This window comes from Pseudomonas sp. GW823-FHT06E10 (assembly GCF_058794995.1).
On the sequence record NZ_JBXAHJ010000002.1, the window covers coordinates 462,103 to 482,440 of the forward strand.

The window sequence follows — 20,338 nt, forward strand, 5'->3', positions numbered from 1 at the left end:
CTCCTTAAGCCTTAGCGCATGTCGCGTTCGACACCAGACAGACTCGCCTGGAAAGCCTCACGCGCAAACTGGCGCTCCATATAATCAAGCAGCGGCTTCGCCGGCCGCGGCAGTTCTATACCCAGAATCGGCAATCGCCAGAGTATTGGCAATAGGCAGCAATCCACCAGACTTTGTTCCTCACTGAGGAAAAACGGTTTGTCGGCAAACAGTGGCGACACACCCGTCAGGCTTTCGCGCAACTCTTTTCGAGCCACGGCACGAGCCGCTTCCTTGGTCCGTGAATCCAGAATCAGGTCCACCAGACCACACCAGTCTCGCTGAATGCGGTGCATCAGCAGGCGACTGTTGGCACGCGCCACGGGATAAACCGGCAGTAGCGGCGGGTGCGGGTAACGCTCATCCAGATATTCCATCACCACAGTCGACTCCCACAACGCCAGGTCGCGATCGACCAGCGTGGGCAAGCTGCCGTAAGGGTTCACCTCAATCAGTTTAGGTGGCTGGCGACCAGCCTCCACGTAAATGATCTCGGCGCTGACACCCTTCTCTGCCAGTACGATGCGCACTCGGTGGGAATAGTGGTCGGCGGGGTCGGAGTAACAGGCCAACCGATTGGTCACGCCCATGGCGATCCTCCTCGCTTGTAGAAATTATCGAAAGCGGAAAAACGAGCGCGCCCAGAGGGCGCCTCCCGTAACGACTGGATCACCAGTTTCGCTACATCTTCAGAGGCGCCCTTGGGCGCGCGCGATTAACAGCAATAGCTTGAAGCTTTATCAGTGCACGTCTTTCCAGTATTCGCGCTTGAGCAGGTAAGCGAAGACGAAGAAGAACGCCAGGTACAACAATACGTACGTACCGATGCGCTGATGTTGCAGCTTAACCGGGTTAGCCGAGTAAGCCAGGAAGGTTACCAGATTCTTGACCTTCTCATCGAACTGCTCTGCAGTCAGGGCACCGCTTTTCGGCACGATGGTCAACTGATCGCACGCTTCATGAGTCAGCGCCGTACCGGTCAGAGGATCATATTGCTTCTTGCCGTCTTCGACGATCTGAACCTGTTTGCAACCCACCACCTGGCGACCCTGCAAGCCGACCAGGACGTTAGGCATGCCCACGTTCGGGAAGACCTTGTTGTTCACACCCCATGGGCGCGAAGGATCTTCGTAGAACGACTTCAGGTAACCGTAGAGCCAGTCAGTGCCGCGAACACGGGCAACCAAGGTCAGGTCCGGTGGCGCTGCGCCAAACCAGGCCTTGGCGTCCGCTGGCTGCATGCCGATGCTCATGTGATCGCCGATCTTGGCGCCAGTGAACACCAGCTTCTCGAGCATCAACTCATGGGGAATGCCCAGGTCGTCGGCAACACGCTCATAGCGCTGGAACTTGGCACTGTGGCAACCCATACAGTAGTTGGCGAAGGTACGCGCGCCGTCCTGCATGGCCGCTTTATCGGAAACGTCGATGTCGACTTTTTCCAGCTCGGGGCCACCGTGCTCAGCTGCGAAAGCAAACACCGGCAGTGCAGCAAGCATCAATACAGCAAATAGTTTTTTCATCAGCCAGTCACCCTTTCCGGAACCGGTTTGGTCTTCTCGAGCCTGGTGTAGAACGGCATCAGAATGAAGTAGGCGAAGTACAGGAAGGTACACACCTGCGACAACAGCGTACGGCCTGGAGTCGGAGCCAGAACACCCAACACGCCCAGGATTACGAACGAAATGCAGAACACCCAGAGCCAGATCTTGCTCAGCCAGCCTTTGTAGCGCATCGACTTGACCGGACTGCGGTCGAGCCACGGCAGGACGAACAGCACGGCGATGGCCGCGCCCATGGCGATAACGCCCAGGAGCTTGTCCGGAACCGCACGCAAGATGGCGTAGAACGGAGTGAAGTACCAGACCGGAGCAATGTGCTCTGGGGTCTTGAAGGCGTTCGCCACTTCAAAGTTCGGCTTTTCGAGGAAGTAGCCGCCCATTTCCGGGAAGAAGAACACGATCGAGCAGAAGATGAACAGGAACACCACCACGCCGACGATATCTTTCACGGTGTAGTACGGGTGGAAGGCAATGCCGTCCAGCGGTATGCCGTTTTCGTCCTTGTGCTTCTTGATGTCCACGCCGTCCGGGTTGTTCGAACCGACTTCGTGCAACGCCAGGATGTGCAGCACCACCAGACCCAGGATAACGATCGGCAGGGCAACCACGTGCAAGGCGAAGAAGCGGTTCAGGGTAATACCGGAAATCAGGTAGTCACCACGAATCCACTGGGTCAGGTCGTTGCCGATGACCGGGATCGCACCGAACAGCGAGATGATCACCTGTGCACCCCAGTAGGACATCTGTCCCCACGGCAGCAGGTAGCCCATGAAGGCTTCGGCCATCAGCGCCAGGTAGATCAGCATGCCGAAGACCCACACCAGTTCACGCGGCTTCTGGTACGAACCGTAGAGCAGGCCACGGAACATGTGCAGATAGACCACGATGAAGAACGCCGAAGCGCCGGTGGAGTGCAGCAGACGCAGGATCGAGCCGTACTCGACGTCGCGCATGATGTATTCGACGGAGGCGAATGCCTCTTCCGCCGACGGGGTGTAGCTCATGGTCAGCCAGACACCGGTAACGATCTGGTTGACCAGAACGAGCAGCGCCAGGGAGCCAAAGAAGTAGAAGAAGTTGAAGTTCTTCGGAGCGTAATACTTGCTGAGATGGTCTTCCCACATCTTGGTGGCGGGAAAGCGCGCATCAACCCAATCCATGAACTTGCTCATCACGCTTTCTCCGTATCGACGCCAATGATAATAATTTCATCGGTCTCATAGGAATGCGGGGGAACTGGCAGGTTCAAAGGCGCAGGCTGCGACTTGTAGACGCGACCAGCCAGATCGTAGTGGGAACCGTGGCAAGGGCAGAAATAGCCGCCTACCCAGTCCTTACCCAGATCCGCAGGTGCCACTTCGGGACGGAAGGTCGGCGAGCAACCCAGGTGCGTGCAGATACCGATCAGCAGCAGGACCTCGGGCTTGATCGAACGGGTTTCCGGATCAACGTAAGTCGGTTGTGTCGAGTTCTTGGAGGCCGGGTCAGCGAGCTGGCCCTCGATCTTCTTAAGATTCCCCAGGATTTCCTGTGTACGGCGGACGATGAACACCGGCTGGCCGCGCCACTCAGCAATCATCTGCTGGCCTGGCTCGATTTTGCTGACATTCACTTTCACCGGTGCACCTGCGGCTTTCGCCTTGGCACTGGGAAACCATGACCCCACGAACGGGACCGCAGCCCCCACCGCTCCTGCAGCACCCACCACGGATGTGGCTGCTACCAAGAAGCGACGCCGGCCTGCATTCACGCCGTCATTGCTCATTCAGTCCTCTCCCATCAGCTTTGTGGCCTGTTAAATCAGGCATCTACTAAGTAAAACTATGTACTTATAAAAATTTTGCCGAATGGTAATGAAAAGCCCCAATTCTGACAAGGTAATTACCGGAACCCATCACCCCCAAGCCTTGTAGTATAGGGTGTCTGCGGATGTGGCAAGTTGTCACAGCGCAATTCTTTGATAAATCGCAGACATAAAAAAACGCCCAGCTCCGTGAGGAAACTGGGCGTTCTTTTTTGAACGTGAAAGCGAATTAACGCTTCGAGTACTGCGGACGCTTACGCGCTTTACGCAGACCGACTTTCTTACGTTCAACTTCACGAGCATCGCGGGTTACGAAGCCGGCTTTACGCAGGGCGCTGCGCAGAGTCTCGTCGTAGTCCATCAGAGCACGAGTGATGCCGTGGCGGATTGCGCCAGCCTGACCACTCACACCACCGCCGATCACGGTGACGTAGATGTCGAACTTCTCGACGGTCTCAGTCAGCTCCAGCGGCTGACGAACTACCATGCGGGCAGTTTCGCGGCCGAAGAAGTTATCCAGCGAACGGTTGTTGATGGAGATGTTACCAGTACCCGGACGCAGGAAAACGCGTGCGGTTGCGGTCTTGCGACGGCCAGTGCCGTAATTTTGAGTCGCCGACATAATGTACTATTCCGTTAAAACTTCAGTTCTTGGGGCTGCTGAGCAGTATGTGGGTGTGCAGCGCCCGCATAGACTTTCAGCTTACGGTACATGTCGCGACCCAGTGGGTTCTTAGGCAGCATGCCTTTAACCGCGGTCTCGATCACGCGCTCAGGGGCCTTGGCGATCAGCTTTTCAAAGTTGATCGACTTGATGCCGCCCGGGAAACCGGAGTGGGAGTAGTACATTTTGTCAGTGGTTTTAGCACCGGTAACACGAATCTGCTCAGCATTGATTACGACGATGTAGTCGCCGGTGTCAACGTGAGGAGTGTACTCAGGCTTGTGCTTGCCACGCAGACGGCTCGCGATTTCGGTGGCCAGACGACCCAGGGTCTGACCAGCAGCGTCGACGACAAACCAGTCGCGCTTTACTGTTTCCGGTTTAGCAGTAAAAGTTTTCATTCTTTATAGCCTCAGGGGCCGCCCTGTAAATTAGACGGCGGATCTTACTGAATAGTGCGTACTTTGACAAGTCAAAGGCAGCCGGATACAGACGCTTTCGGGGGCTCGGGTCGGCGCGTCCGTTCAACGGCAAGATTCTTCGGCGGCGGCGCATCACTTCCACTGCAGAAAGAGGTGCGCAATTATGCAGATTGCGAAAAATAATTCAACCTGCTTTTATGATTGTTTTGCCCAAGGAGCACCCGATGGACTATCGCCAGCTAGGCCGAACCAATCTGAACGTGAGTGCCCTCTGCCTCGGAACCATGACCTGGGGCGAGCAAAACAGCGAGGCAGACGCCTTCGCCCAGATTGAGCGAGCCAAGAGCGCCGGGATCAACTTCATCGACACCGCCGAGATGTACCCGGTGCCACCCAAGGCCGAAACCTACGCAACCACCGAACGCTACATCGGCAATTATTTCAAAAGCCGCGGCGATCGCGCCGACTGGATCCTGGCCAGCAAGATCGCTGGCCCCGGCAACACCATCGACTACATCCGCGACAAAAACCTGCGCCACAACCGCCAGCACATCACCGAAGCGGTGGATGCCAGCCTCCAGCGCCTGCAGACCGACTACATCGACCTCTACCAACTGCACTGGCCGGAGCGCAGCACCAACTTCTTCGGGCAACTGGGCTACAAGCACAAGATCGAAGCCAACCTGACTCCACTGGAGGACACCCTCGAAGCGCTGGACGAGCAGGTCCGCGCCGGCAAGATCCGCCACATCGGCCTGTCCAACGAGACGCCATGGGGCACCATGCGCTTCCTGGCCCTGGCCGAAGCCCGTGGCTGGCCGCGCGCCGTTTCGATCCAGAACCCGTACAACCTGCTCAACCGCAGCTTCGAAGTCGGCCTGGCGGAAATTGCCATCCGCGAGCAATGCGGCCTGCTCGCCTATTCGCCGCTGGCGTTCGGCTTCCTGTCAGGCAAGTACGAAGGCGGCGCCCGCCCGCCAAAAGGTCGCCTGAGCCTCTACAGTCGCTTCAGCCGCTATTTCAACCCGCAGTCGGAAGCGGCATGCAGCCGTTACGTGGCCCTGGCTCGCGAGCACGGCCTGGACCCGGCGCAAATGGCCCTGGCGTTCGTGACGCAGCAGCCATTCGTGACCAGCAACATCATTGGCGCGACGACGATGGAGCAACTGGAGAGCAACATCGCCAGTTTCGACTTGAAGCTGTCGGAGGAAGTGCTGGAAGGGATCGAGGCGATTCACAAGGATCACCCGAATCCTGCGCCTTGATTGATCTTTAAAACCAATCGCGGGCAAGCCCGCTCCCACAGGTTCGGTGATACCTGTGGGAGCGGGCTTGCCCGCGATGGCGTCCGCCCGGTCAGCGCAAATCAAAGCGACCGCGCAATAATCTCCTTCATGATCTCGTTCGTCCCGGCATAGATCCGCTGCACCCGTGCATCCGCCCATGCCCGCGCGATCGGGTACTCCCACATGAACCCGTAGCCACCGTGCAACTGCACACACTCGTCGAGCACCTTGCACTGCAGGTCGGTGCCCCAGTACTTGGCCATCGCCGCCGTCGGCACGTCGAGCTTGCCTTGCAGGTGCAGCTCCAGGCAACGGTCGACGAAGACCCGGCCGATCTGGATTTCCGTGGCCATCTCCGCCAGCTTGAACCGGGTATTCTGGAAATCCGCGATCGACTTGCCGAATGCCTTGCGCTCACGGGTGTAGTCCAGCGTCCATTGCAGCGCCGCTTCGGCTGAAGCCAGCCCGCCAATGGCCACCGTGAGGCGCTCCTGGGGCAACTCCTGCATCAGGTAGGCAAAGCCCATCCCGGCCTGGCCCAGCAGGTTTTCCTTGGGCACACGCACGTCCTGGAAGAACAGCTCCGAGGTGTCCTGGGCTTTCATTCCGACCTTCTCCAGGCGCTTGCCCTTGTCGAAGCCCGGCGTATTGGCTTCCACCAGAAACAGACTCGTACCCTTCGCGCCAGCCTTCGGATCGGTCTTGGCGACGACGATCACCAGATCGGCCAGGTAGCCGTTGGTGATAAAGGTCTTGGAGCCGTTGATCACGTATTCATCGCCATCGAGCACGGCCGTGGTTTTCACCCCTTGCAGATCGGAACCGGCGCCCGGTTCTGTCATGGCGATCGCGGTAACCATCTCGCCGGACACCAGTTTCGGCAGGTATTTGTGCTTCAGCGTCTCACTGCCGTAATGCAGGATGTAGGGCGCCACGATGTCCGAGTGCAAGGAAAAACCGATGCCGGTCAGGCCAAGTCGCCCCACTTCTTCGATTACCACCGCACTGTAGAGAAAGTCCGCCCCCAGGCCGCCGTACTCTTCCGGCAAGTGCGAGCAAAGCATCCCCGCCTCCCCTGCCTTGTTCCACAGTTTGCGGTCGATATAGCCTTGTTTCTCCCATTGCCCATGGAACGGCACCGCCTCTTTTTCGAGAAACGTCCGCACGCTGTCGCGGAAAAGCTCGTGCTCGGAACTGAACAGGGTTCTGGGGATCATGCGGCACCTTTTCTTTGTTTTTAGAAGGAATTGACCTTCAGAGACTATGCCTCGCTTCCGATACAGGACACTGGACACATCCGACAAAAAATAAGACGATCCAGCCGTCTGGTGACCACTTCCCCCTATAAAAATAAAGTTGAATTATGTCTAACCAAGCCTCCACGCCCCTGCGGCGCGTCAGCATCCTGGCCATCGACCGGGTTTTCGCTTCCACCCTCATGCAAGCCAAGGATTTCTTCCACCTCGCCAGCCTGCGCTACGGCAAACAGCTGGGCCAGGGCCTGACACCGGCGTTCGAAACCCGCCTGGTCAGCCCCGATGGCAAGCCGGTCAACACCTTCAGCGATGTGATTATTCCGGTGGATGGCGGACTGGAAAACGCCGACATCATCGTTCTTCCCGCGTTCTGGGACGATTTCGACAGCCTCAGCAAACGTTACCCGCAAATCCTGCCTTGGCTGCGCCAGCAACATGCGCGCGGTGCCGTACTGTGCGGCGAGGCCACTGGTGTTTTCTGGCTGGCCGAAGCCGGGCTGCTCAATGGCAAGGAAGCGACCACCTACTGGCGCTTCTTCAATGCCTTCGCCGAACGCTTCCCCCAGGTCCAGCTCAATCAGGACAAGCACCTGACCGATGCCGACAACCTGTACTGCGCCGGCGGCACCACCTCGGCATGCGACCTGTACATTTACCTGATCGAGCGCTTCTGCGGCGCCAACGTGTCCCAGGCCGTAGCCCGAGACATCCTCTATGAAGTGCAGCGCAGCTATTCACCGGGACGGATTGGATTCGGCGGGCAGAAGCTGCACCAGGACGTGATCATCCTGCAGATCCAGCACTGGCTCGAAGAACACTTCGCCGACAAGTTCCGTTTCGAGGACGTCGCCCGCGAACACGGCATGAGCATCCGCAACTTCATGCGCCGCTTCCAGACCGCCACCGGCGACAAGCCACTGCATTACCTGCAACGCCTGCGCATCGAAACCGCCAAGGGCTTGCTGTCCGGCAGCCGCAAGAGCATCAAGACCATCAGCTACGAGGTTGGTTATGACGATGCGAGCTTCTTTGCGCGGCTGTTCCGCCAGCACACGGAGTTGTCACCGAATCAGTATCGGCAGCAGTTTCAGCAGGCGGCGTAATCACAGGCATACAAATGCCCCCCTGTGGGAGCGAGCTTGCTCGCGATAGCCGCGCATCAGTCACATCAATACTGAATGTGCCGCCGTCATCGCGAGCAAGCTCGCTCCCACACGGACTTTGGTGAGCCCAAAAGAGGTTCTTCGGCGCACAAAAAAGGCCTGCATTTGCAGGCCTCTTTCATTTTCCGAACTGTCTTACGGCTTGTGCGCCCTGGACAGGAATTCGTGGGATTGCATTTCCAGCAGTCGGCTGAGGGTACGCTGGAATTCGAAATTCAAGCGCCCGCCGGTGTAGAGATCCTTTAGCTCGACTTCAGCAGAAATGATCAGCTTCACGTTACGGTCGTAGAACTCGTCGACCATGTTGATGAAGCGTCGGGCGATGTCGTCGGTGGTGACGCTCATCTGCTCGACATCGCTGAGCAGCACGGCGTGGAAGATCTTGCCCAGTTCGATGTAGTCGTTCTGGCTGCGCGGACCGTCGCACAGTTCGCGGAAGTTGAACCAGGCCACGTCATCGCAGGTGCGCAGGGCACGGATTTCGCGGTTTTCGATCATCAGCACGTCATTTTCGACCGCTGCCGTGCATTCCGGTGTCAGTGCACGGAAGCTCTTGCGCAGGCTTTCGTTGGCGGCTTCGTCGAGTGGGTAGTGGAACAGCTCGGCCTGTTCGAGGTGACGCAGACGATAGTCGACGCCGCTGTCGACGTTGACGATCTCGGTATTCTGCTTGATCAGCGCAATGGCCGGCAGGAAGCGCGCGCGTTGCAGGCCGTCCTTGTACAGGCCATCCGGCACGATGTTCGAAGTCGCGACCAGGGTTACGCCGTTCTTGAACAGTTCTTCCATCAGGGTGCCGAGGATCATGGCGTCGGTGATGTCGGAAACGAAGAATTCATCGAAGCAGATGACCCGGGCTTCGGTGGCGAAGCGCTTGGCGATGATGGTCAGCGGGTTTTTCTCGCCGCCCAGGGTTTTCATCTCTTCGTGCACGCGCTTCATGAAGCGGTGGAAGTGGGTGCGGGACTTTTCCTTGAAGGGCAGCGCTTCGAAGAAGGTGTCCACCAGGTAAGTCTTGCCGCGACCTACGCCGCCCCAGAAATACAGGCCCTTGACCGGGGTCTGATCCTTCTTGCCAAACAACTTGCCCAGCAGGCCCGGCTTGTTTTGCTCGGCCGCGACCAGGTCGTCGTACAGGCGCTGCAAATGACGCACGGCAGTTTCCTGCGCGGCGTCATGGAAGAATTCCGGGCGTTTCAGATCAGCTTGATATCGTTCTAGGGGCGTCATAATTCGTTAGCAAGGCAACAAAAACGGGCCGACACTGTAGCGACGACCCCGAGGAATGGCAATCGGCCCTTGGTCGGGCCGAACCGTTGTTTATTCCTGAACCGGCGTCAGGGCAATGCGCAAGGCTTCGATGGCAGCGTCACGGGCGACGCTGTCGGCAAATGCCGGGCTGTCGGCAACGCACTCACCTTCCAGCCAGACGCTGAACCCGAGGTCTTCACTGCGCACGTCCAATGCCTGGCCCGCTTGCAGTTGCTTGGTCACCTGCCCGGCGGTTTTACCGTCGGCGAAGTTGCGCGACAGCAGCAGTTGTTCGCCATCTGCCGCCAGCAGACGGAAGCGGAAACTGCCGTCGTCTTCACGGAAGCTGACAAAACGCGCAGCCTTCACGGCTTTCTTCTTGGTGGTCGCCGCCACTTGAGTCTGGGCAACGAAGGAGCGCAGGCCCACCGCTTCACGCAGTTCGTTGAGGAAGGGTGTCGCTACCGCACGGGCTTTTTTCGCGCCGTGTTGCAGGATGTCTTCCAGATCCGCCGGGCGCTCGATCAGCTGGTTATAACGCTCGCGGGATTCGCCCAGTTCGTTGTCGAGCAACTGGAACAGACGATTCTTCGCCTCGCCCCAACCCAGGCCCTGCAACAGTTCGCTGCGGAACTCGTCGGCTTGCGCCGGGGTGGCAAACGCCTGGAACAGGGTAAACAGGTGTGAGTTGTCCGGATCCTTGGCTTCGCCCGGTGCGCGGGAGTCGGTGACGATCCGCGAAATCGCGTCCTTCATCTCTTTGGCACTGCTGAACAGCGGAATGGTGTTGTCGTAGCTCTTCGACATCTTGCGGCCATCCAGGCCCGGCAACGTGGCGACGCTCTCTTCGATCAACGCCTCGGGCATGGTGAAGAACTCTTTGCCCTGGCCAAAAAGATGGTTGAAGCGCTGGCCGATGTCCCGCGCCATTTCCACGTGCTGGATCTGGTCACGACCGACCGGCACCTTGTGCGCATTGAACATCAGGATGTCCGCGGCCATCAGCACCGGGTAGCTGTAAAGGCCCATGGTGATGCCTGCATCCGGGTCCTCGCCGGTCTCGACGTTCTTGTCCACCGAAGCCTTGTAGGCGTGGGCGCGGTTGAGCAGGCCCTTGGCGGCGACGCAGGTCAGCAGCCAGGTCAGTTCGGGGATTTCCGGGATGTCGGACTGGCGGTAGAAGGTCACGCGGTCGACATTCAGGCCACCGGCCAGCCAGGTCGCAGCGATTTCCAGACGCGAGCGCTGGATGCGCAGCGGGTCATCGCACTTGATCAGGGCGTGGTAATCCGCCAAAAAGTAGAACGAGTCGGCATTGCTGTCACGGCTGGCCAGGATCGCCGGGCGGATGGCACCAGCGTAGTTGCCCAGGTGCGGCGTGCCGGTGGTGGTGATGCCGGTGAGGATACGGGTACGAGTCGTCATGGGTAATCGCTTGTCAGACTGCAATCAATTCGAGAGACGCGGCAGGATCAGATCCTTGAGATCGGTCAGCTTGCCATGAAAAAAGTGTCCGCATTCTGCCACTTTCAGCAGCTCATGGGGACGTTCAAGCGTGTCGGACCATTGGTAAACCAACTGCGGATCGATCACTTCGTCGGTTTCCGGCTGGATCAGGGTCAGTTCGCCCTGCTGTGGCAGTGAGTCCTGAGCGCTCAGGCGCATGACCGCCGGTGCGACCATGAATAGATGTTTGAGCGGTTCGCCCTTCGCTTCCAGGCGTCCGCCAAGACTTGCTGCAACAAACCCACCGAAGGAGAAACCGAACAGGGTCAGTGGCAATTGCGGGTGTCTGGCGCGAAACCATTCGGCCACAGCCTGGGCATCATCGACTTCGCCGGTGCCCATATCATGTGTACCTTCACTGGCACCCACCCCGCGGTAGTTGAAACGCAAAGTAATCAAACCGGCATCACGCGCGGTGCGCTGCAGGGTCGAGACCACTTTGTTGAGCATGGTGCCGCCCTGCACCGGGTTCGGATGGCAGATCAGCGCCAGGCCACGCGCCTGCTCGTTGTCCAGGTACAGTGCTTCCAGTTGACCCACCGGGCCATCAATCACTACAGGGGTTTCACGCATAAGCAAGGAAGGAACTCCGTGACCTCGGATCAGGTCGACTCGTCTAGCAAATTGTCTGTGGCTGTCTATTGCGAGTGAATCGCGGTATACAGCGCAGGTTCGAGCCGTTAACGTAAAGCAAAGCCGTTTATAGAGGAAGGACTCGTGGAACACTCGCTCTTAGTTTGGTTGTTACCGACTCTTGCCCTGGTTGTGGGTGTCGCCATTGGGTTCCTGATCGCTCGCGTTGCACCGAACGCTGCGCCCAGCCGCACGCAGCGTCAGCTGGACGATATTCAGGAACGTTTCGACAGTTATCAGAACGAGGTGGTGACCCACTTCAACAGCACCGCGACACTGGTCAAGAAACTGACTCAGAGCTATCAGGAAGTGCAGGACCATCTCGCCGAGGGCGCCAACCGCCTGGCCCTGGACGAACAGACTCGCCAACGCCTGCTGGCTTCCCTGCACGCCGACGCGGCGCAGGCACCCCGTGAACGCCTGACGCCACCGCGCGATCAGGAGCCGCCTCGCGATTACGCACCGAAAGCCCCGAACTCGCCGGGCATGCTCGATGAGCATTATGGCCTGAAGAAGTAATCAGCTTTCGCGCCATACAAAAAGCCCCCGGACTTTCACTGGTCCGGGGGCTTTTTTGTTTCTGTCTGTTCCAGATTTCTGCTGCCTGGTCTGGCCTCTTCGCGGGCAAGCCTGCTCCCACAATGGTCGATGTCGTACACAAAATCTGCATCCAACACATGACCTGTAGGAACGGGCTTGCCCGCGAAGGGGCCGGAACTGACGACAAAAAAAAGCCCGCCCGATCCGTAGAAGATCGAGCGGGCTTTTCTACGCCTGGGGTTCAATCAGACGATCAAGGGTACTGCTGAACCTGACCTTGCTGCTGACCACCATACTGCTGGCCCGGAATCGCCTTGAGGTTGACCTCTACACGGCGGTTCTGCGCCCGGCCATTGGCGTCGCCGTTGCTGGCAACCGGGCTATCCGGACCGGCGCCACGGGCGCTCAGATTGGCACCGCTGACACCTTGCGAGGTCAGGTAGGTTGCCACGCTCTGGGCGCGACGCTGGGACAGGTCCATGTTGTGCTGGCGGCTGCCGGTGCTGTCGGTATAGCCGACGATCTCGATCTGGTTCTGGTTGAACTCTTTGAGCGAGCCCGCCAGGTTGTTCAGAGGCTGATAGAAGCTTGGGGCAATGTTCGCCGAATCGGTAGCGAACGTGATGTTGCCCGGCATGATCAGCTTGATCTGGTCGCCCTGGCGTTGCACTTCAACACCGGTGTTGGCCATGCTGGCGCGCAGCTTTTTCTCTTGCTGATCGGCGTAGTAACCGTAACCGGCGGCGGAAGCACCGACCACCGCAGCACCGATCAGTGCGCCCTTGCCACGGTTATCGTGGTTGATCGCAGCACCGGCCAGCGCACCGGCCAGAGCGCCGAGGCCACCGTATTTCGCGGTTTTGCTCATGCCTTGGGAGCTGCCATCCGCCTGACCCTGCGGCTGACCGTCATAAGGGTTGGGCGAGGCACAGCCGGACAGTACGGCCACGGCAGTAGCGACAATCATCAAACGACGCATGGTGAACATGTAAAGCTCCTACTTTTTTTGCATTCTGTGGTGCAACGGACCAAGGCATCAGCCTTTGCGGGCGTTGGATCATGTTAACGGGTAAAAATTCCGAATGTTACAAATCAGCCCCGAACAAAGGGGTTTTCGCGCATTTCATCGCCCAGACGGGTGTCCGGACCATGCCCGGTCACCACGGTTGCGTCTTCGTCGAGGGTGTACAACCGCTGCTTGATCGAGCGCACGATGGTCGCCTGGTCGCCACCCCACAAATCCGTGCGTCCGACGCCGCGACGAAACAGGGTATCTCCGGCAATCAGCAGCTTGGCCTCGGAAAACCAGAAGCTCATGGAGCCCGGCGTATGACCTGGCGTGTGCAGCGCCACGCCGCAACCGCAGGCCAGTTCTTCATCATCGGCCAGCCAGCGATCCGGGGACGGCACCGGGGTATAAGGAACGCCGAACATCTGGCACTGCATTTCCAGGTTGTCCCAGAGAAACTGGTCTTCCTTGTGCAGATGCAGCGTCGCGCCGGTTTTCTCCTTGAGTTGACCGGAAGCCAGGAAATGATCGAGGTGGGCGTGGGTGTGAATGATGCTGACCACTTTCAGCCCAAGGGCATCGAGACGCGCCAGGATCAGCTCATGATTGCCACCCGGATCGACGACGATGGCCTTTTTCGTTACCGGATCGCCGATGATCGTGCAGTTGCACCGCAACGGGCCGACGGGGAAGGTTTCGCGAATGAGGGTGGGTTGCTGGGACATCGGCGGGGCCTGCTCGATAAACGGGGGATGAGTGATTTTCTCACAATTGAGTATCCAGCCAATGGCCGCGATGTGTAACGTGAAAAATCCTTAACCCAGTACCCCCAATTCCTTGGCTCGCGCCACCGCCTGCGTACGCCGCTCGACCCCGAGTTTGCTATTGATATGGCTGGCGTGGGTCTTGACCGTGTGCAGGGAAATAAACAGCTGATCGCTGATTTCCTGGTTCGAACAGCCCTGGGCGATCAATCGCAGGACCGCCATTTCCCGGGCGCTGAGTTGCTCCGCGGCTGCACAGGACTCCAGCCCGGGACGGGCAGCCAATGCCGGCAGTTTTTCACTGAGGCTCAGGGAAACGGGGGTTGGCGGACAGCTTTGAAGCTGCCCACGCAGCCAGTCCGGGTGCTCGGCCAACAAGCCCTCGAAGGGTTGCAGCACCCCTCCGCCGGCGGCGTCCAGCGCCTGGGCCAGTGCCTTGCGTGCTTCCGGTTCCCGTCCACTACCCAGCAACAACGCCACTTTCTGGGTCAGCGCCATGGCGCTGAGCAGCTGCCGACCGCTTTGCTGGCCATGTTCGAGCAGTGCATTCAAACGCCCTTCGGCCAGCATCGGTTGTCCCTGGATGACGTCGAGCAAGGCTTGCTGCAATTCGATATGCAACGGCAATTGCGGGTGAAACTCCGGTGGTGCCGCCGCGTTTTCGCCGTTATAGGTCTGTCCCAGGCGCGCCAGCCAGGCTTCGGCCAGATCGGTGCGCCCCTGGGCCAGCCAGAGTTCACATTTGACCAGGGTGATCATGGCCAGGTAGTAGATCGGTGGCACATCCCAGATGTGCATGAGCCGTTCGGCCTCGGCAAGCTCGGCAAAGGCCTTGGCGAACTCGCCACTGCTGCCTTCCAGCCTGGCAATCACGCAGTGGCCGATCAGCACGCTGATGTCACGGCAGGCGCGCGCCTCGCTCAAACCGGCCTGCAATCGCACCCGCGCCAATTGCGGCTGCATGCGCAGGGCCAGCAAAAAGCCCTCGTACAAGGTCAGCCGGGCGCGAACTGCATATAGCCGTTGCGCAGGCAAGCTCTGCAGGCGCTGCATTCCCTGACGGACTTCTTCCAGCGCCCGACAGATTTCCCCGCGTGCTTGCAACACCCGGGCGCGGTCGTAGTGCGCCAGTGCTTCGAACAAGGGGTTGCCGACCCGTTGCGCCAACTCCAGCGATTCGCGGTTCAATCCCCGTGCTCGCCACAAATCGCCGTCGGCAATGGCGAGGTTGGACAGGGTTGAAAGGCACATCAGGCGCTGGCCGTAACGCTTGGACGGAAGACTTTCCAACGCTTCGCGGCAGTACCGCAGCGTCAGTTCGCGGTTGCCGCGTCCACGGGCAATGATGCCGCTCAACGCCAGCCATTGAGCGAGCATCGACTTCTGTGCGGTGGCCGACGGAGCAGGCAGGAAACGGCTCAAATGGCTGGCCAGCTCTTCGGCGGCATCCAGTTGGCAAGCCATCCCCAACGCCCAGCTATAGAGCACGATCAGCCGCGGCGTGCTGATCAGCAAGCTGTCAGGCAAGTCCATTTTCCAGCGCAGCAACATGCCGACATTCTGCTCGGCCAGCAGTTGCTCTTCGGAGAGGTTCTGCACCAGGTTCGCCGCGACGTCCAGGTGACCGGCGCGCAAGGCCTGCTCCACGGCCTCATCGAGCAGTCCCTGGGCATTGAACCAGCGGCAGGCACGCAGGTGCAGGCTGGCGGCCGGCACCATCGACTGGGAAGTCGGGCGCGTGCGCAACAGATCGGAAAACAGGTGGTGGTAACGATACCAGTGGCCGTGCTCGTCCAGCGGCACCAGGAACACCTGGTGGGCGAGCAGGAAGCGCAGGATTTCGCCGCTGTCATGGGCGTCGCGAACGGCATCGCACAGTTCGCTGCAAAAACGCTCCTGGGGCGCCGTGTCGTAGAGGAACGACTGGACCTCGGCGGGCAGGCAATCGATGACCTCTTCGAGCAGGTAATCGCGGATCAGCCCTTCCCCGCCGTGCAACGATTGCGGCAGCGCGCCATCGGTACCCGCCTCCGAGGCGGCCAGCAGCCAGAAACGCAACCCCGCGACCCAACCTTCGCTGCGCTGGATCAGGTTTTCCAGTGCTTCACCGCGCAAGGAACTGCTGTGCCGGTCGAGCAGGCTCAAGGCCTCGTCGTGGGTCAGGCGCAGATCCTGTTCATGCAATTCAAGCAGTTGTCGCGACAGCCGCAGCCGCGCCAGATGCCAGTCGGGACGTTGGCGACTGGTGACCATCACCAGCAAGCCATCAGGGAGATGATTGAGGAAAAATTGCAGGCAACGGTCCAGTACCGGCCCTTGGGCCAGATGGTAATCATCCAGCACCAGCAGCAATGGCGTCGCGGTGGACAAGTGCTCGGCCAATTCGTCGAGCAGGCCATCCAGCCATTCTTCGAATGCGAAAGGCTGATGGCGCTGGCGCATTTTCAACAGCCCGAGCGATTGCCTGCCCAGGTGCGGGAAGTAGTCCTGGAGGCCTTCCAGCAGGCGTTCGAGAAAACGTCCCGGGTCACTGTCTCGCGGGCTCAACCCCAGCCAGAGACTTTGCCAGTGCGCCGGCAACCCCTGACAAAACTCCACCGCCAACGAACTCTTGCCGAACCCTGCCGGTGCGCTGACCAGCAATAACCTGCCACCGAGCCCGGCACTCAGGCGCTCGCACAAACGTGGACGCAGCACATGGCCGTCGGGCAACGGCGGGCGGAAGAAGCGCCCGTCGAGTGTCGCGACAGCAACGTTTGCAGAACCTGGGGATGTAGACAAATCAGTCATAGCCGGCTCTTGTTTGAATTGCGGGTGGCGGCGTTGCAGATGTCCGCAGACTAGCCGTAAACGGATAGGGAATGAAGGTAATTGCTACAAATGGCTACAAAAAGTCTACAAGCAAAAAAAAACGCCCCGAACCAGTCGGGGCGTTTTCAGAGGGTGCGGCCTCTACTCAGTTCACTTTAGCGAACACCATCCTGACGCAAGGCGGCCGGGGTGAAGTCGCTGGTGGTGGCAGTGAAGCCGAAGTCATAGGCCGACTTCTCTTCGTTCTTCATGCCCAGCGCCAGGTAACGACCCGATTGCAGGTCGTACAGGGTTTCAAGGGCATACCACGGCACTTGCTTGTCGTAGTAGTTCTCGGCATGGGCCTCGGCGACGCGCCACAGTTGACCGCGACCGTCGTAATGATCGATGACCGCTGCTTGCCAGGTGTCTTCGTCAATGTAGAAGTCACGCTTGGCGTAGATGTGACGCTGACCTTCCTTCAGGGTGGCAACTACATGCCACACACGACGCAACTCGTAACGAGCCAGGTCCTGGTTGATGTGACCGGCCTTGATGATGTCGGTGTACTTGAGCTTCGGATCGTCGAGCTTGTAGGCATCGGAGGCGATGTACATCTCTTTCTTGCCTTCGAGCTTCCAGTCGTAACGATCCGGTGCACCGTTGTACATGTCCAGGTTGTCGGACGTACGCAGGCCATCGGCTGCGGTACCCGGGCCGTCATAGGACACTTGCGGCGCACGGCGCACACGACGCTGGCCGGCGTTGTAGACCCATGCCGAGCGCGGCTCCTTGACCTGGTCGAGGGTTTCGTGAACCAGCAGTACACCACCGGCCAGACGCGCCGGCGCGGTCACTTTCTGCTTGAAGTAGAACAGGATGTTGCCCGGGTTCGCCGGATCGTAGTCCTTCATCTTGTCGCGGAACACGAACTGGTCCTGGAAGTACACCAGGCTGAACGAGCCGTTCGGCTGTGGTGTGGCCTGGGTTACCAGACGGGTCACGCTGCCCCCGCGATAGCGGGTGATATGGTTCCAGATGACTTCAACGCCGCTTTTCGGAATCGGGAACGGAATGGCGGTTTCAAAGTTCTCCAGGCCGTTGCCGCCGGACACCAGTTTGGTGTTGGTGGCGTTCTTCTTGATGGAGGCGAACACCTCATCCGGCACGGTGGCACCGCGGTGGGACGGATAGACCGGCATCTTGAAGGTTTCCGGGTAGCGCTTGAACATCGCGTACTGGCCCGGGGCAAGCTTTTCCTTGTACTGGTCGACGTTCTGCGCCGTGATGGTGAACAGCGGTTTTTCACCCGGGTACGGATCGGACAGGAAGCCCTTGCTGTCGACCGCTCCGGCGTTCTTCGGCAACGGTTTCCAGGTCGGAATCGAACCGTCGGCGTTACCCGCCATTTCAGCGCCCATCGGGGTCAGGCTCTTGCCCAGTTTGTCGGCTTCGGCCTGGGGAACCGCTGCGATGACGCTGGTCGCCAGCAGTGAAAGCCCCAGAACACCGGCGTGGAACAGACTCTTTGTTATTTTCATATGTTCGTTCGTCCTGAAAATTCAGTGCTTAGAAGTTCACGCCGAGGCTGAGCGCAACGAAGTCGCGGTCATCCACGGTGGTGTACCTGCCGTCGAAGAAGTTGGTGTAGGCCAGGCTCGCGGTGTAGGTGTTCTGGTACTCGGCGTCGACACCCAGGCTCACCGCCTTGCGGCCTTCCTCGAAGTTACCGCCAGGCCCAGGGGAGTAGCCTTCCACGTCATGAGACCAGGCTACGTTTGGCTTGAGGTTCACACCGGCAAACACGTCGTTGTATTCCCAGATGGCACGACCGCGGTAGCCCCATGAAGTCGCGGTGGTGAAGCCTTCGTCGGTGCAGTTGCGGCTGCGGTTGTTGGTCGGCGTACCCGGGCCGGCACCGCTGATGGTGCTGTTGTTGAGTGTCACGCAGGTATTGAGCGCGCCAGAGGCTGGCAATTCACCCGGACCGTAGACCGGATCGCGGCCATAACGAACGTCGGAAGTGCTTTCCAGGCCGCCAACGTGGGTCACGCCCACTTCGCCCACCAGGGTCAGACGGCTGGCGCCCATGACCTGATCGAAGAAGTGCGTCAGGGTGGTCTGGAACTGGGTGACTTCCTTGCGACGATACCCGTGCAGGTCCTGACCCGGCACGCCGGTAAGCAGCGATGCATTGGTCAACGGGTTGTTCGGGTTGTTATTGCCTATAGGACGGACACCGGAGAACAGGATGTCGGTGGAGTTGAGCTGCACCGGAGCGTTCGGACGGTAGCTGATCTCACCGCTCCACGCCGTACCGGTAGGCAGGGTGGTGGAGAAGCTCAGGCCGTAGAGGCGGATGTCTTCCGGGTATTCGATGAAGTACTGCGAATTACCCGCCACCAGCAATGGCGCCAGTGCGGCGAACGGGCCGCCCTGGAGGGCCGCTGCGGTGTTGTAGACCGACTGCGGCGCACCGGTAGCGCTGAAGATCGGCGCACGGCTGTGGTAATTCATGAAGTAGGCGCCGAACTCGGTGTCCAGCGGATCGAACATGTACTTGAGGGACGCGCCCCATTGGCCGCTGTCGCGGGCATCGCGATCGGGGCCACGACGCACCAGAACACCCTCATTGTTGACGTCGACGCCGTTGGCGGCCAAAGGCCCCAGGGCAATGGCCGGAATTTGCGAGCGCTTGGCCAGTACGCGCAGGTTGTCGTCGCAGCCGTCGGCAACGATGTCTGGCTGGGAGAAGAACGTGCCGCAGTTGTCGACAACGGTCTGGTCCCATTCAATTTGGTAGAACGCTTCGGCCGAGAGGTTTTCGGTCAGGCTCTGGGACACATAGAACATGTTGACCGGGATCAGGCCTTCCTTGATCTCGGCACCCGGACGGCGGAACGCGGACACGTCGATCGGGTTGATCGAGTTGATGCCACCACCGATGAAGGTACTTTCACCCCAGCTCACGACCTGCTTGCCCAGACGCACGGAGCCTGGCTGATCGGCAATGGAGTAGTTGTGGTAGACGAAGGCGTCGAGGATCTGGCCGCCGGCAGACTTGGCGCCTTCCTTGCGGTTGTCGTCGCTGATGTCCTTGAACGGACGGCTTTCGTCCTTCAGTTCAAAGTCGTACCAGTATTTGCCACGGACGAAAACACCGGTATCGCCGTATTTCAGTTCAAGGTCATGGATGCCCTTGAAGATCTTCGAGAAAGTTTCCCCGCTCTTGAAGTTCAGGTGACCGTCATCAGAAGTCTGGGACAGACCCTTGCCGCCGTTGTTGACACCGATGAGGTTCTTGTTGGCACTTTCGGTAGACCAACTGGCTCCGATCGACAGGGATGAGTCGAACTGACCTTCGATTTCACCGACGTTGAAACTGACGCCGAATGCTGGCCCGGCGAGCGTAGAGGCAAGACTGACAGCCAGGGGCAGTTTCGCCCGGCGCCAGAACTGGTTTGCTGATGTCATCGACGCTACTCCATGTGCATTTTATTTTTATGGCAAGAGCACTTCTAAAAACGCTGTGGATAACCGGGAGCCATGGCATCCCAAAGTCATTCCAAAGTTGCATCGCCCCGGTTCGTGCGGTTGCCCCGTTCTTAAAAATCCTTGAGTGGACTATAGCCAGCAGGTAGTAGCGCTT

At 59.2% G+C, this 20,338-nt stretch carries 18 protein-coding genes; 3 read left to right on the plus strand and 15 right to left on the minus strand.

What is annotated here, in order from left to right:
• Positions 1 to 11 precede the first annotated feature (11 nt).
• From AC1Q6Y_RS05165 to rplM, 6 genes are all read right to left on the minus strand, one after another.
• On the minus strand, positions 12 to 629 hold the full coding sequence (locus tag AC1Q6Y_RS05165) for a glutathione S-transferase N-terminal domain-containing protein (RefSeq protein WP_007989864.1): 618 nt from the start codon (positions 627 to 629) through the stop codon (positions 12 to 14).
• 150 nt (positions 630 to 779) lie between these two features.
• Positions 780 to 1,562, minus strand: coding sequence for a cytochrome c1 (locus tag AC1Q6Y_RS05170; RefSeq protein WP_057713354.1), 783 nt, complete (start codon positions 1,560 to 1,562; stop codon positions 780 to 782).
• Complete coding sequence (locus AC1Q6Y_RS05175; protein WP_034149536.1) at positions 1,562 to 2,773, minus strand: cytochrome b; 1,212 nt, start codon at positions 2,771 to 2,773, stop codon at positions 1,562 to 1,564. Before AC1Q6Y_RS05175 ends, AC1Q6Y_RS05170 begins: the two co-directional genes overlap by 1 nt.
• Complete coding sequence (gene petA, locus AC1Q6Y_RS05180; RefSeq protein ID WP_057713353.1) at positions 2,773 to 3,366, minus strand: ubiquinol-cytochrome c reductase iron-sulfur subunit; 594 nt, start codon at positions 3,364 to 3,366, stop codon at positions 2,773 to 2,775. Before petA ends, AC1Q6Y_RS05175 begins: the two co-directional genes overlap by 1 nt.
• 268 nt (positions 3,367 to 3,634) lie before the next feature.
• Positions 3,635 to 4,027, minus strand: coding sequence for a 30S ribosomal protein S9 (gene rpsI, locus AC1Q6Y_RS05185; protein WP_003228056.1), 393 nt, complete (start codon positions 4,025 to 4,027; stop codon positions 3,635 to 3,637).
• 14 nt (positions 4,028 to 4,041) lie between these two features.
• Positions 4,042 to 4,470 carry a 50S ribosomal protein L13 gene (gene rplM, locus AC1Q6Y_RS05190; protein ID WP_007917032.1) on the minus strand — a complete coding sequence of 143 codons (429 nt, stop codon included), beginning with the start codon at positions 4,468 to 4,470 and terminating at the stop codon, positions 4,042 to 4,044.
• A gap of 245 nt (positions 4,471 to 4,715) precedes the next feature.
• Between rplM and AC1Q6Y_RS05195 the strand changes: the two genes are divergently transcribed.
• Positions 4,716 to 5,756 carry an NADP(H)-dependent aldo-keto reductase gene (locus AC1Q6Y_RS05195; RefSeq protein WP_057713352.1) on the plus strand — a complete coding sequence of 347 codons (1,041 nt, stop codon included), beginning with the start codon at positions 4,716 to 4,718 and terminating at the stop codon, positions 5,754 to 5,756.
• Between the two features lie 101 nt (positions 5,757 to 5,857).
• On the opposite strand, the gene AC1Q6Y_RS05200 is transcribed toward AC1Q6Y_RS05195, so the two are convergent.
• On the minus strand, positions 5,858 to 6,994 hold the full coding sequence (locus AC1Q6Y_RS05200; protein ID WP_150814948.1) for an acyl-CoA dehydrogenase family protein: 1,137 nt from the start codon (positions 6,992 to 6,994) through the stop codon (positions 5,858 to 5,860).
• A gap of 221 nt (positions 6,995 to 7,215) precedes the next feature.
• Here AC1Q6Y_RS05200 and AC1Q6Y_RS05205 point away from each other — a divergent pair, with 221 nt between their 5' ends.
• Positions 7,216 to 8,136, plus strand: coding sequence for a GlxA family transcriptional regulator (locus tag AC1Q6Y_RS05205; protein ID WP_492624138.1), 921 nt, complete (start codon positions 7,216 to 7,218; stop codon positions 8,134 to 8,136).
• 195 nt (positions 8,137 to 8,331) lie between these two features.
• Here AC1Q6Y_RS05205 and zapE read toward each other — a convergent pair whose 3' ends face one another.
• The 3 genes from zapE to AC1Q6Y_RS05220 all read right to left on the minus strand — a co-directional run bounded on the left by zapE (position 8,332) and on the right by AC1Q6Y_RS05220 (position 11,526).
• Complete coding sequence (gene zapE, locus AC1Q6Y_RS05210) at positions 8,332 to 9,426, minus strand: cell division protein ZapE (RefSeq protein ID WP_007998226.1); 1,095 nt, start codon at positions 9,424 to 9,426, stop codon at positions 8,332 to 8,334.
• Between the two features lie 90 nt (positions 9,427 to 9,516).
• Positions 9,517 to 10,872 carry a tryptophan--tRNA ligase gene (locus AC1Q6Y_RS05215; RefSeq protein ID WP_218494219.1) on the minus strand — a complete coding sequence of 452 codons (1,356 nt, stop codon included), beginning with the start codon at positions 10,870 to 10,872 and terminating at the stop codon, positions 9,517 to 9,519.
• Between the two features lie 24 nt (positions 10,873 to 10,896).
• Positions 10,897 to 11,526 carry an alpha/beta hydrolase gene (locus tag AC1Q6Y_RS05220; protein ID WP_057713348.1) on the minus strand — a complete coding sequence of 210 codons (630 nt, stop codon included), beginning with the start codon at positions 11,524 to 11,526 and terminating at the stop codon, positions 10,897 to 10,899.
• 144 nt (positions 11,527 to 11,670) lie between these two features.
• On the opposite strand from AC1Q6Y_RS05220, the gene AC1Q6Y_RS05225 reads away from it, so the two are divergent.
• Positions 11,671 to 12,105: a Z-ring associated ZapG family protein gene (locus AC1Q6Y_RS05225; protein ID WP_008045970.1), complete on the plus strand. Its 435-nt coding sequence runs from the start codon at positions 11,671 to 11,673 to the stop codon at positions 12,103 to 12,105.
• A 274-nt stretch (positions 12,106 to 12,379) separates the two neighbouring features.
• Here the strand turns inward: AC1Q6Y_RS05225 and AC1Q6Y_RS05230 are convergent, their stop codons facing one another.
• The 5 genes from AC1Q6Y_RS05230 to AC1Q6Y_RS05250 form a co-directional block, all read right to left on the minus strand.
• On the minus strand, positions 12,380 to 13,114 hold the full coding sequence (locus AC1Q6Y_RS05230) for a YiaD family glycine zipper/OmpA-like lipoprotein (protein WP_057713347.1): 735 nt from the start codon (positions 13,112 to 13,114) through the stop codon (positions 12,380 to 12,382).
• A 104-nt stretch (positions 13,115 to 13,218) separates the two neighbouring features.
• Entirely contained in the window at positions 13,219 to 13,860 is a 642-nt protein-coding gene (locus AC1Q6Y_RS05235; protein ID WP_492624118.1) for an MBL fold metallo-hydrolase, read from the minus strand.
• Positions 13,861 to 13,950: 90 nt separating this feature from the next.
• Positions 13,951 to 16,689, minus strand: a complete 2,739-nt coding sequence (locus AC1Q6Y_RS05240; protein ID WP_492624119.1) for a winged helix-turn-helix domain-containing protein — start codon at positions 16,687 to 16,689, stop codon at positions 13,951 to 13,953.
• Positions 16,690 to 16,865: 176 nt separating this feature from the next.
• Complete coding sequence (locus AC1Q6Y_RS05245) at positions 16,866 to 18,230, minus strand: DUF1329 domain-containing protein (protein ID WP_057713344.1); 1,365 nt, start codon at positions 18,228 to 18,230, stop codon at positions 16,866 to 16,868.
• A 28-nt stretch (positions 18,231 to 18,258) separates the two neighbouring features.
• Positions 18,259 to 20,163 carry a DUF1302 domain-containing protein gene (locus AC1Q6Y_RS05250; protein ID WP_057713343.1) on the minus strand — a complete coding sequence of 635 codons (1,905 nt, stop codon included), beginning with the start codon at positions 20,161 to 20,163 and terminating at the stop codon, positions 18,259 to 18,261.
• Positions 20,164 to 20,338: the final 175 nt, after the last annotated feature.